General features: G+C 65.3%; 9 protein-coding genes. 3 read left to right on the top strand and 6 right to left on the bottom strand.

What is annotated here, in order from left to right:
- The first annotated feature begins 27 nt into the window (after positions 1–27).
- Positions 28–2,115, top strand: coding sequence for a phosphate acetyltransferase (gene pta / locus ACSMEV_RS07330; protein WP_459207833.1), 2,088 nt, complete (start codon positions 28–30; stop codon positions 2,113–2,115).
- 60 nt (positions 2,116–2,175) lie between these two features.
- On the opposite strand, the gene ACSMEV_RS07325 is transcribed toward pta, so the two are convergent.
- The 6 genes from ACSMEV_RS07325 to ACSMEV_RS07300 form a co-directional block, all read right to left on the bottom strand.
- A complete protein-coding gene (locus ACSMEV_RS07325; RefSeq protein WP_296265707.1) occupies positions 2,176–2,907 on the bottom strand; it encodes an OmpA family protein in 732 nt (243 codons plus the stop codon).
- A gap of 176 nt (positions 2,908–3,083) precedes the next feature.
- Entirely contained in the window at positions 3,084–3,485 is a 402-nt protein-coding gene (locus ACSMEV_RS07320) for a type II toxin-antitoxin system MqsA family antitoxin (RefSeq protein WP_459207832.1), read from the bottom strand.
- 117 nt (positions 3,486–3,602) lie between these two features.
- Complete coding sequence (locus ACSMEV_RS07315) at positions 3,603–4,295, bottom strand: sensor histidine kinase (RefSeq protein WP_459207831.1); 693 nt, start codon at positions 4,293–4,295, stop codon at positions 3,603–3,605.
- Entirely contained in the window at positions 4,292–5,896 is a 1,605-nt protein-coding gene (locus ACSMEV_RS07310; RefSeq protein WP_459208303.1) for a response regulator, read from the bottom strand. The genes ACSMEV_RS07315 and ACSMEV_RS07310 overlap by 4 nt, the downstream gene beginning before the upstream one ends.
- A 149-nt stretch (positions 5,897–6,045) precedes the next feature.
- The gene (locus tag ACSMEV_RS07305) at positions 6,046–7,410 is read right to left on the bottom strand and encodes a DUF1329 domain-containing protein (protein ID WP_459207830.1); all 1,365 of its coding nucleotides are present in this window, start codon (positions 7,408–7,410) and stop codon (positions 6,046–6,048) included.
- 24 nt (positions 7,411–7,434) lie between these two features.
- On the bottom strand, positions 7,435–9,321 hold the full coding sequence (locus tag ACSMEV_RS07300) for a DUF1302 domain-containing protein (RefSeq protein WP_459207829.1): 1,887 nt from the start codon (positions 9,319–9,321) through the stop codon (positions 7,435–7,437).
- 506 nt (positions 9,322–9,827) lie between these two features.
- Between ACSMEV_RS07300 and ACSMEV_RS07295 the strand changes: the two genes are divergently transcribed.
- On the top strand, positions 9,828–10,793 hold the full coding sequence (locus ACSMEV_RS07295; protein ID WP_459207828.1) for a 2-hydroxyacid dehydrogenase: 966 nt from the start codon (positions 9,828–9,830) through the stop codon (positions 10,791–10,793).
- A gap of 54 nt (positions 10,794–10,847) precedes the next feature.
- Positions 10,848–11,846 carry a methyltransferase gene (locus tag ACSMEV_RS07290; protein ID WP_459207827.1) on the top strand — a complete coding sequence of 333 codons (999 nt, stop codon included), beginning with the start codon at positions 10,848–10,850 and terminating at the stop codon, positions 11,844–11,846.
- The last annotated feature ends 46 nt before the right edge of the window (positions 11,847–11,892 follow it).

The raw sequence follows: 11,892 nt of genomic DNA, 5'->3' as shown, positions 1-11,892 counted from the left end.
GTGCCCGCCTATAGCCGAGACGCACACATGCAGACATTTTTCATCGCACCGACCGATTTCGCCGTCGGTCTGACTTCGATCAGCCTGGGCCTGGTGCGCACGCTGGAACGCGCCGGGCTCAAGGTCGGCTTCCTCAAACCGGTGGCCCAGCCGCACCCCGGCGACATCGGCCCCGAGCGCTCCACCGAGCTGGTGGCGCGCACCCATGGCATTCAACCACCCACGCCGCTGAGCCTGGCCCAGGTCGAGCGCATGCTTGGTGACGGCCAGCTCGATGAGTTGCTCGAAGCCATCGTGCGCCTGTACCAGCAAGCCTGCGTCGGCAAGGACGTGGTGGTGGTCGAGGGCATGGTGCCCACTCGGCACGCCAGCTACGCGGCACGGGTCAACCAGCACCTGGCCAAGAGCCTGGACGCCGAGGTGATCCTGGTTTCGGCCCCGGAAAACGAAGTGCTCAGCGAGCTGTCCGGACGGGTCGAGCTGCAGGCGCAGCTGTTCGGCGGCCCGCGCGACCCGAAGGTGCTGGGGGTGATCCTCAACAAGGTGCGCTCCGACGAACCCATGGCCGACTTCGCCCACCGCTTGCGCGAGCACTCGCCGCTGCTGCGCGGCGGCGATTTCCGTCTGCTCGGCTGCATCCCCTTCCAGGCCGAGCTGAACGCACCGCGCACACGCGACGTGGCCGATCTGCTCGGCGCCCAGGTGCTCAACGCCGGCGACTACGAACAGCGGCGCATGAACACCATCATCATCTGCGCCCGTACCGTGGCCAACACCGTGCCGCTGCTCAAGCCCGGCACCTTGGTAGTGACGCCCGGTGACCGCGACGACATTATCCTGGCCGTGAGCCTGGCTGCGATCAACGGCGTGCCCCTGGCCGGGCTGCTACTGACCAGCGACAGCAAGCCCGACGCACGCATTCTTGAGCTGTGCCGCGGGGCCTTGCAGGCGGGGCTGCCGATTCTGTCGGTAAGCACCGGCTCTTACGACACCGCGACCCGACTCAATTCGCTGAACCGCGAGATCCCCATCGACGACCGCGAGCGCGCCGAGGTCATTACCGATTTCGTCGCCAGCCACCTGGACGCCGCCTGGCTGCACCAGCGTTGCGGCACGCCCCGCGAGCTGCGCCTGTCGCCGGCGGTGTTCCGCTACCAACTGATCCAACGTGCGCAACAGGCCAACAAGCGCATCGTCCTGCCTGAAGGCGCAGAGCCCTTGCTGGTGCAGGCGGCGGCCTTGTGCCAGGCGCGCGGCATCGCCCGCTGCGTGTTGCTTGCACGCCCCGAAGACGTCCAAGCCGTAGCCCGCGCACAAGGCATCGACCTGCCGGCCGACCTGGAAATCCTCGACCCCGAGTCGATCCGCAGCCGCTATGTGGAGCCGATGGTGGCCCTGCGCAAGAGCAAAAACCTCAACGCACCGATGGCCGAACAGCAGCTCGAAGACCCGGTGGTGCTGGCTACGGTGATGCTGGCCTTGGGCGAGGTCGACGGGCTGGTTTCGGGCCTGGTGCACTCCACGGCCAACACCATTCGCCCGGCGCTGCAACTGATCAAGACCGCGCCGGGGTGCAGCCTGGTGTCTTCGGTGTTCTTCATGCTGTTCCCCGACCAGGTGCTGGTCTATGGCGACTGCGTGATGAACCCCCATCCCAGCGCCGAGGAGCTCGCGGAGATCGCCCGGCAGAGCGCGGCGTCGGCGGATTCGTTCGGCATCGCACCGCGGGTGGCGATGATCAGCTATTCCAGCGACTCGGCCAGCGACGAGGAAGTGGGCAAGGTGCGCGAGGCCACACGCCTGGCGCAAAGCGCGGTACCAGGTCTGTTGATCGACGGCCCGCTGCAGTACGACGCGGCCGCCAACCCGGACGTCGCCCGCCAACTGGCGCCGGGCAGCGCCGTAGCCGGCCGCGCCACGGTATTCGTGTTCCCCGACCTGAACACCGGCAACACCACACACAAGGCCGTGCAGCGCAGCGCCGACGGCGTCAGCCTGGGCCCGATGCTGCAAGGGCTGCGCAAGCCGGTGAACGACCTGCCGCGCGGCGCGCAGGTCGACGACATCGTGCACACCATCGCCCTGACCGCGATCCAGGCCAGCCAGGCGCTCTGAAACGCACAGCGGGGCAGTCGGTCTCCCGAACTGCCCCGCTGGTGTCAGGGATTCAGCGCATCAAGGGTATTGCTGCACCTGGCCTTGCTGCTGGGCCGGTTGCTGATAGTCCTGGCCGGGAATCGGCTTGAGGTTGACTTCTACGCGGCGGTTCTGCGCACGGCCATTGGCGTCGGCGTTGCTCGCGACCGGCTGGTCCGGGCCCAGACCGCGCACGGTCACACGCGAAGCGTCCACGCCTTGGGAGGTCAGGTAGGTGCCGACCGACTGCGCGCGGCGTTGGGACAGGTCCATATTGTGCTGGCGGGCACCGGTGCTGTCGGTAAAGCCGACCACCTCGATGGTGTTCTGGTTGAACTGCTTGAACGAGTTCGCCAGGTTGTTCAGCGGCGAATAGAAGCTCGGCGCGATGCTGGCCGAATCGGTGGCGAAGGTGATGTTGCCCGGCATGATCAGCTTGATCTGATCGCCTTCGCGCTGCACTTCTACACCGGTGTTGGCCATGCTTTCACGCAGGGCTTTCTCCTGGCGGTCGGCGTAATAGCCGTAACCGGCAGCGGCGGCGCCCACGGCGGCGGCGCCGATCAGTGCACCCTTGCCACGGTGGTTATGGTCGATGGCAGCACCTGCCACGGCACCGGCCAGGGCACCCAGGCCGCCGTACTTGGCGGTCTTGCTCACGCCGCCCGAGCCTTGTGCCTGGCCCTGGTTCTCGTAAGGGTTCTGGCTGGCACAGCCGGACATCAACGCAGCCGCAGTGGCAAGGACGATCAAGGGACGCATGGAAAACATGGGCAAGCTCCTGAGGCAGGATGAAAAGTTGCAGCGATCGGCGGGCGATCCGTACCGGGGTTGGAGTGTGTCGGGGGAGGAAAATTCCCGTATCACTGACTACAAGAGCGCCGAGTAGGCGTCGCAGTATTCTTATTTGTGGAAAAGGCTACCCCCCCCAGTTGCCCCCCATGCGCTCAACCGCCTCTGACTTCATTCAGCAGTTCGGGATGGCGATCCAGCACCTTCAGCAACTGCACCAGCGCCAATGGGGGCTTGGTTTTACCATTTTCATAACGCGAAAAAGCATTGACGCCTCCGCCGAACAACTCGGCGGCTTCGCGCTGATCGAGCAAGAGCTTTTTGCGCACCGTTGCGATGAAGACGGGATCGACAATCGCTGCGTTGACCTGCTTGGCAAAAGCGCCCATTTCCTTCATGACCCGATCCGACTCAGGCAACCCGAGCACGGACTCATCGCATGCCGGACAGAATTCGCCTGTGACGGAGGAAATCGTGGTGCTTTCGCCTTTGTAGATATACGGCAGGTCACGCGTATCCTGGATCAGTTCCGCAGCGCCGCAAACAGGACATTTCATGTTCAAAGCTCCTTAAAAGACACGATCAGTACATCGTTTATGACCGTCAATTTCAGATACGCATCTCCCACATGCGATAAGGCCAGCGCAATGCCAGCCCTCGCGCTCTAACGACCCTCAAGGCAAATACAACTTGAACAACCCCCCACCCAACTCCCCACCATTGGCGATCTCGATCCGCCCCTGCACCCCGCTCTGTTCGTGCAGCGCCGCGATGCGTGCGGCGAAGTACAGGCCAAGGCCGGTGCTGCCGCTGCTCTGGTCGATGCCGGGCACGTAGTCGAGCTGTTGCTCGATCAGGCGCTGGGGGTAGCCCGGGCCGTCGTCGTTGATGCAGATCACCAGCTCCGTTCCGGCCTCTTCGATGCTCAGCACCAGCGCCTTGTCGGCATGGCGGATGGCGTTGGTGAGCATGTTCGAGACCACCGAAGCCACCAGTTCACGGTCGAAGAAGGCCAGCGGCGCTGCGCTGTCCAGGCGCCAGGTGGCGACGATGCCGCGGTGCTTGATGACGTCCTCATGGACCGCCAGTTGCGCTTCGAGGAAATCGTCGAGCTCGTGGTAGTCCGGGCAGATCGGCAACTGGTTGACGTTCAGCTTGTACAGCCCGAGCAGCTGCACCAGCATGCCGTTGAGGTGGCTCAGCTCATGCTCGACCACACCCAGTTCGCTGCCTTCGCGCAATGCATCGGGAATGCGTTCCAGCCACTGGTGATGGGCCTGGATCAGCGCCGAAAGCGAGTTCTTCATGTCATGCACGGTGGAGGCGATCACCGTGGAAAAATCCAGCCCCTGGTCTGTCTGATTCATGCGCCGAACACTCGGATATGCAGCTTGCGGTAACGATCGTAACGGCTGTCACCGGGGGGAATACCGGCCACGCTGCCGAGGCAGGCGCGGCATTCCTCGATGACCTCCGGGGTCAGTTTGTCGCCGGCCACGCGCAGCAGCGCCTGGGCGGTATTCAGTGCGATGCTGATGTTCTTGCCTTGCAGCGCCAGCGCGCGGCGGAACATGCTCAGCGCCAGTTCGAGGTGGCCGGCCTGGTAGGCGCGCACGCCCTGGCGGTTGAGGTCCACGGCATCGGCCACGGCGTTGAGCACGTCGGGATCTTCGGTCAGCTTGCCGACGCTCTCCATCACCTTCGGGTCGTCGCCATAGGACTCGACGCAGGCCTTGAGCACCGACTTGGCGGCTGCCCCCTGCCCCATCGCCTTCATCTGCGCCGCTACGGTCAGCGCCGATTCGACGGAGAAGAACTGGTTCATCTTGCCCAGCCGCTGCACGGCCTGCTCGGTGAGCTTGGCGGCCGACTCGGCGTCGCCGGCCTGCACCAGGCTAGCGGCCTTCATCATCCGCGCACGCACCTGCATACCCTGGTCTTCGGGATAGTCCTTGGCCACTTCGCCCAAGGCGTTGTTGATTTCCACCCGGGTGCGCGCATCCAGCCCGCCCGCGCTGCGGCTCATCAACGCCTGGGCCAGGCCGAGGTTGCTTTCCGGGTCTTTATAGCGCGAGCTTTGCCCCTGGTTCACCGCCTGGCGGAAGGCTTTGGCGGCGCTGTCGAAATCTTCGTTCTCATAGGCCAGCTTGCCCAGGGTCGCCTGGCGCTTGACCGACAGTGGCGACAAGCGCACCGCTTCTTCCAGCAGGCCTTGCGCGCGGCGGTTGTCGCCTTGGGCGATCAGCACCTCGACCATGCCGTCGTACAGGTTGGGCATGATCGGGAAGGCCTTGAGCGCCTGTTCGAAAACGCCCTGGGCCTGGGCGTTGCGTCCGCGCTTGTGCAGCAGCTTGCCGAGCGCCGCGTACACCCAGGGCTGCGGGCGGCTGGCGAGGATGGCGGTGAGGTACTTTTCCAGCTCGTCGAAGCGGTTCAGGTCGCGCAATGCGTCGGCCCGGTAGCGCAGGCACAGCGGTGCGAAGCGCGGGTCCTGCTTGCACACCTCGGTGCAGGCGGCCAGCACCTCGGCCGGGCGGCCGCGGTCCAGCGCTTGCAGGATGGGCTTGAGCAAGGCTTTGCGCTGCACCAGCTTCTCCAACCGCTGAGCCAGGCCGACGCGGTTGAAGGGTTTGGTGATGTAGGCGTCGGGCTCGTGCTCCAGGGCGCTGAGCACGATCGACTGGCTGCTCTCGGCCGTGACCATGACGAACACGCACTCATGGCTGATCTGCTTGTCGAGAATCAGGTCTTCGAGCACCTGCTGGCCGTTCTTCTTGCCATCGCCCAGGTGGAAGTCCTGGAGGATGAAGTCGTAGCGCTTCTGCGCACACAGGCGTATCGCCTGCTCGCCACTGTCGGCGGTATCGACTTCACGAGCACCCAATTCACGCAGCATGGAGCGCGTGGCGGTGCGAAAGTCCGTGTAGTCGTCGACGATCAGAAAGCTTTTTTGCCCGTACTGCAGCATCAACACGCCCTGTTGTAGTAGGAAGTTGGACATAGGGTGCGCGCGAACGCGTAGCCGCCGGCCTGTGTATCGGCCGGCGGCGTGAAAACTGAATGGCAAATCTCACGCGCCGCGGAAGACGGCGCAGGGCCGCTCCCGCAGCGCTGGTTTCAACGCACGCCGTCCTGGCGCAGGGCGGCGGGTTGGAAGTCGCTCTTGTTGGCACTGAAGCCGAAGTCGTACGCGCGCTTTTCTTCGTTCTTCATGCCCAGGGCCAGGTAGCGCTTGGATTGCAGGTCGTAGATCGCCTCCAAGGTGTACCACGGCACCTGAACGTTGTAGTACGGCTGCGCATGGGCTTCCGAGACCCGCCACAGTTGGTTACGGCCGTCGTACTGGTCGATCACCGCGGCTTGCCAGGTGTCTTCGTCGATGTAGAAGTCGCGCTTGGCATAGATGTGCCGCTGGCCGGGCTTGAGGGTCGCGACCACGTGCCAGACGCGGCGCAGTTCGTAGCGGGTGAGGTCCTGGTTGATGTGCCCGGCCTTGACGATCTGCTCGTACTTGAGGCTGGGCGAGTCGAGCTTGAAGGCGTTGGAGGCGATGTACAGCTCCTTCTTGCCCTCCAGCTTCCAGTCGTAGCGGTCGGGGGCGCCGTTGAACATGTCGAGGTTGTCGGAGGTGCGCAGGCCGTCGGCCGCCGTGCCCGGCCCGTCGTACGACACCTGCGGCGCCTGCCGCACGCGGCGCTGGCCGGCGTTGTAGATCCAGGCCTTGCGTGGGTCCTTGACCTGGTCGAGGGTCTCGTGGACCAGCAACACCGTGCCGGCCAGGCGCGCGGGCGCGGTGACCTTCTGCTTGAAGTAGAACAGCACATTGCCCGGGTTGGCCGGATCGTAGTCCTTGAGGCGGTCGCGGAACACGAACTGGTCCTGGAACGACACGGCGCTGTAGGAGCCGTTCTGCTGCGGCGTGACCTGCGCCACCAGGCGCGTGACGCTACCGCCGCGGTAACGGGTGATGTGGTTCCAGATCACCTCCAGGCCCGACTTGGGCAAGGGGAAGGGAATCGCGGTCTGGAAGTCCTGCAAGCCGTTGCCGCCCTCGACCAGGGTGGTCTTGGTGGCGTTCTGCTTGATCGCGGCGAACACCTCGTCCGGCACCGTGGCGCCGCGGTGGGTCTTGTACACCGGCAGACGGTAGGTGTCGGGGTAGCTCTTGAACATCGCCAATTGGCCGGGCGACAGCTTGGCCTTGTACTGCTCGACGTTCTGCGCGGTGATGGTGAACAGCGGTTTCTCGCTGCCGTACGGGTCGGCGAGGAAACCTTTGCCGTCGACGCTGCCGGCGGTCTTGGACAGTGGCTCCCACGGTCCGATCGAGCCGTCGGCGTTGCCGGCCTTCTCGGCGCCCATGGGCGTCAGGGTGGTGCCGAGCTTGGCCGCTTCTTCGGCGGAAACCGCCGCCATGACGCTACTGCTGAGCAAGGACAGGCCGAGGGCACCGGCGCAAAACAAGCGTGAGGAAGTCTTCATGCGTTTGTCATCCTGATCGAGTGCTTAGAAGTTCACGCCGAAGCTGAGGGCGACGAAGTCGCGGTCATCCACGGTGCTGTACTTGCCGTCGAAGAAGTTGGTGTACGACAGGCTGGTGGTGTAGGTGTTCTGGTATTCGGCATCCACCCCCAGGCTGACGGCCTTGCGGCCCTCCTCGAAGTTGCCGCCGGGACCTGGCGAGTAGCCGGACACGTCGTGGGACCAGGCCACGCTGGGTTTGAGGTTGACCCCGGCGAAGACGTCCGGGTACTCCCAGATCACCCGCGTGCGATAACCCCACGAGGTGCTGGTGGTGTAACCGTCGTTCTCGCACTTGCGGTTGAGGTTGGCCGTGGAAGCGCCTGCGCCCGCCCCACCGAGGGTGCTGGCGTTGAGCGCCTGGCAGGTGTTCTGCCCACCGGTGGCCGGCAAGGGGCCGGGGCCGAACACCGGATCGCGGCCGTAACGGGTGTCGTAGGCGCTTTCCAGCCCGCCCACATGGGTCACGCCCAGCTCGCCGACCACCGTCATGCGGCTCGCACCCATCACCTGGTCGAAGAAGTGCGTGAGGGTGGTCTGGAACTGGGTCACTTCCTTGCGCCGGTAGCCGTGCAGGTCCTGGCCCGGCACGCCGTTGAGCAGGGAGGCGTTGCTCAGCGCCCCGCCCAGTGGCCGTACGCCGGAATAGAGGATGTCGGTGGTGTTGAGCTGCACCGGTGCGTTGGGCCGGTAGCTCACCTCGCCGCTCCACGCCGTGCCAGTTGGCAGCGTGGTGGAGAAGCTCAGGCCGTACAGGCGGATGTCTTCCGGGTACTCGACGAAGTACTGCGAACTGCCGGCGATCACCAAAGGCGCCAAGGGCCGCAAGGCCGCCGGTAGGCCGCCCACGCCGCGGAACGCCGAGACCGGCGCGCCGGTGGCGCTGAAGATCGGCGCACGGCTGTGGTAGTTCATGAAGTAGGCGCCGAATTCGGTGTCCAGCGGCTCGAACATGTAGCGCAACGCCACGCCGAACTGGCCGCTGTCGCGGGCATCGCGGTCCGCGCCACGGCGCACCAGCACGCCCTCTTCATTGACATTGACGCCCTGGCTGGCGAGAAAGCCCCGGGCAGCGGCCGGCAAGGTGCGGCTGCTGTTGAGCACGCGCAGGTTGCCGTCGCAGCCGTCGGCGATGATGTCGGCCTGGGAGAAGAAGGTGCCGCAGTTGTCCACCACCGTCTGGTCCCATTCCAACTGGTAGAAGGCCTCGGCGGACAGGTTGTCGGTCAGGCTCTGCGACACGTAGAACATGTTGACCGGAATCAGGCCTTCCTTGATCTCGGCGCCGGGCCGGCGAAAGGCCGATACGTCGATGGGGTTGATGGCGTTGATGCCGCTACCGATGAAGGTGCTTTCGCCCCAGCTCACCACCTGCTTGCCGAAACGCACCGAACCCGGTTGATCGCCGATCGAATAGTTGTGGTAGACGAAGGCGTCGAGCAGTTCGGCGCCCGACGATTTGGCGCCTTCCTTGCGGTTGGAGTCGCTGATGTCCTTGAACTCGCGGCCTTCGTCTTTGAGTTCGAAGTCGTACCAGTACTTGCCGCGCACGAACACGCCGGTATCGCCGTACTTGAGCTCCAGGTCGTGGATGCCCTTGAAGATCTTCGAGAAGGTCTCGCCGCGCTTGAAGTTGAGGTGGCCATCGTCGGAGGTCTGCGACAGGCCCTTGCCGCCGTTGTTGACGCCGATCAGGTTCCTGTTGGGGCTGGCCGTGGACCAACTGGCGCCGATCGACAGCGACGAGTCGAACTGGCCCTCGATCTCGCCGATGTTGAAGTTGACCCCGAACGCAGGGCCGGCAAGGGTTGAAGCGAGGCTGGCGGCCAGGGGCAACTTGGCCCGGCGCCAGAGGATGTTGGCAGATTTCATCGACCTTACTCCGTGTCGTTTCTTGTTATGGCAACGAGTGCACTCAGCAATGCTCAAGGCACGCCCAGGTGCCAGGCGTTTCATCCGTTTCCGAACATCCCCTGCCGAGACTGAGGCCAGCCTGGGCAGCGGCCTCGATTTCCCCAGATGCAAGCTGGATATCCACCCCTTCGGCGCTACAGTGGAGCGGGCCTGGGCGGAGTGAAGCATGGCTGATTTCTACACAATGGCAAGGTGCCACTCAGTTGCCGCACGCGGTGCCGCATTATGCCCAGCCTGGGTGCCGATCACACGTCCGCGCGCAACGCGCTGCGCTGCCGAAGCGACCTGCGCGGCCAGCCGAAGTCGGTGTTCGACGAGGGGGGTCGGTCACATCACCGATGCGATGGGCATTTGCGCTCGATCCCTCGATGCGCCTTGCCCAAAGCCAGCTGCCCGCCTTGACACCCCCACCCCCTTCAGGTTGATTGACATCCCTGCCCTCCCATCCGACCACCGGAGCCCCCATGCCCAGTCTGCGTCGCGCCGTGTTTCTCGACCTTGCCTCCCTCGACCTGGGCGATCTCGACCTCGCCCCGCTGTCCAGCGCCTTCGACGAGCTGCGCTTGCACGAGGCCACCGCGCCAGGCGACGTCGCGCAGCGCCTGCAAGGCGCCGAAGTGATCATCACCAACAAGGTGGTGATCGACGCCGAAGTGCTGGCCGCCAACCCACAGGTGCGACTGATCCTGGTGGCCGCCACCGGCACCAACAATGTCGACCTCAAGGCCGCACGCGCCCAGGGTGTCACGGTGTGCAACTGCCAGGGCTACGGCACGCCGTCGGTCGCCCAGCACACCCTGGCCCTGCTCCTGGCCCTGGCCACACGCCTGTGCGACTACCAGCGCGCGGTCGCAGGCGGCCGCTGGGCCGCTGCCCCGCAGTTCTGCCTGCTGGACTTCCCCATCGTCGAACTCGAAGGCAAGACGCTTGGCCTGCTCGGCCATGGCGAGCTGGGCAGCGCCGTGGCGCGCCTGGCCGAAGCCTTCGGCATGCGCGTGCTCAGTGGCCAGGTACCCGGCCGCCCCACCCGTGACGACCGCCTGCCGCTGGCCGAGCTGCTGCCGCAGGTCGATGCGCTGACCTTGCATTGCCCGCTCACCGAGCAGACGCGGAACATGCTCGGGGCGGCCGAGCTGGCCTTGCTCAAACCGGGCGCGCTGGTGATCAACACGGCGCGCGGTGGATTGATCGACGAACAGGCACTGGCCGACGCCCTGCGCAGCGGCCATCTAGGCGGGGCGGCGACGGATGTGCTGAGCGTCGAGCCGCCCGTCAACGGCAACCCTTTGCTGGCCGGCGACATACCACGCCTGATCGTCACACCCCATTCGGCCTGGGGCGCGGTTGAGGCGCGGCAGCGCATCGTCGGCCAACTCGCCGAGAACGCCCAGGCGTTCTTCGCCGGGCAGCCGCGGCGTACGGTGGGCTGAGGGGGCTGGCGCGGCTCTGTTACACTCCGCGCTTTTTTCCAGGAGACGCCGTCCATGGACCCGCGCAGTGAAGTGTTGCTCCGCCAGGCAGAGCTGTTCCAAGGCCCGCTGCTCATCGCAGGGGCCGCTCCGGACGACCTGCTCGGCCGCCTGCCCAACGCCCAGGCTTGGACCTGGCACGCCGGCGACCACGCCCTGCTCGACAGCCGTTTCGCCGGGCGCAGCCACTACGGCACCGACGTACCGGCGGTGGACTTCGAGGCGGCGGTGGTGTTTCTGCCCAAATCCCGCGAGCTGGCCAGCTACCTGCTCGACGCCCTCGCCGCGCGGCTGCCCGGACGCGAACTGTTCCTGGTCGGCGAAAAACGCGGCGGCATCGAAGGCGCTGCCAAGACCCTGAAAGCCTTCGGCACCCCGCGCAAACTCGACAGCGCCCGCCACTGCCAACTGTGGCAGGTCACCGTCGAACGCGCCCCTGTCGCGCCGGTGCTGAACGATCTGGCCCAGCGCTTCGAACTGCCGCTGGCCGACGGCCCGTTGCAGGTGCTCAGTCTGCCCGGCGTGTTCAGCCATGGGCGCCTGGACCGCGGTACGGCGCTGCTGTTGCAACACCTGGAAGATTTGCCCACCGGCAAGGTGCTGGATTTTGGTTGCGGGGCCGGCGTACTGGGGGCGATCGTCAAGCGCCGTTACCCCGAAAGCCAGGTGTCGCTGCTGGACGTCGACGCCTTTGCCGTGGCCAGCAGCCGTTTGACACTGGCGGCCAATGGCCTGGACGCCGACGTCATCAGCGGCGACGGTATCGACCATGCGCCAGTGGAACTGGACCTGATCCTGAGCAATCCGCCGTTCCATACCGGTGTCCACACGGACTACCGCGCCTCGGAAGCCTTGATGGAAAAATCAGGCGAACATCTGCGAAAAGGCGGCGAAATGCGCTTGGTCGCCAATACCTTCCTGCGTTACAAACCGCTGATCGAGGCGGCTTTGGGCAACTGTTCGATACTGACCGAAGACGCCGGCTTCCGCATTTACCAGGCAACGCGCAGATAACAATCAGCGCTTGCCGAATGCGCTCGGCCTAGGCAGAATCCGCCCC

Source organism: Pseudomonas sp. MLB6B, from assembly GCF_054508135.1.
The sequence above is the reverse complement of the archived record's forward strand: the minus strand, read 5'-3'. Positions and strand labels throughout refer to the sequence as shown.

Bases quoted from the DNA above. Each gene is read 5' to 3' on its own strand.
- ACSMEV_RS07305 (WP_459207830.1), bottom strand. From the start codon at position 7,410: ATGAAGACTTCCTCACGCTTGTTTTGCGCCGGTGCCCTCGGCCTGTCC.
- pta (WP_459207833.1), top strand. From the start codon at position 28: ATGCAGACATTTTTCATCGCACCGACCGATTTCGCCGTCGGTCTGACT.
- ACSMEV_RS07310 (WP_459208303.1), bottom strand. From the start codon at position 5,896: ATGCTGCAGTACGGGCAAAAAAGCTTTCTGATCGTCGACGACTACACG.
- ACSMEV_RS07295 (WP_459207828.1), top strand. From the start codon at position 9,828: ATGCCCAGTCTGCGTCGCGCCGTGTTTCTCGACCTTGCCTCCCTCGAC.
- ACSMEV_RS07325 (WP_296265707.1), bottom strand. From the start codon at position 2,907: ATGTTTTCCATGCGTCCCTTGATCGTCCTTGCCACTGCGGCTGCGTTG.
- ACSMEV_RS07320 (WP_459207832.1), bottom strand. From the start codon at position 3,485: ATGAAATGTCCTGTTTGCGGCGCTGCGGAACTGATCCAGGATACGCGT.
- ACSMEV_RS07315 (WP_459207831.1), bottom strand. From the start codon at position 4,295: ATGAATCAGACAGACCAGGGGCTGGATTTTTCCACGGTGATCGCCTCC.
- ACSMEV_RS07300 (WP_459207829.1), bottom strand. From the start codon at position 9,321: ATGAAATCTGCCAACATCCTCTGGCGCCGGGCCAAGTTGCCCCTGGCC.
- ACSMEV_RS07290 (WP_459207827.1), top strand. From the start codon at position 10,848: ATGGACCCGCGCAGTGAAGTGTTGCTCCGCCAGGCAGAGCTGTTCCAA.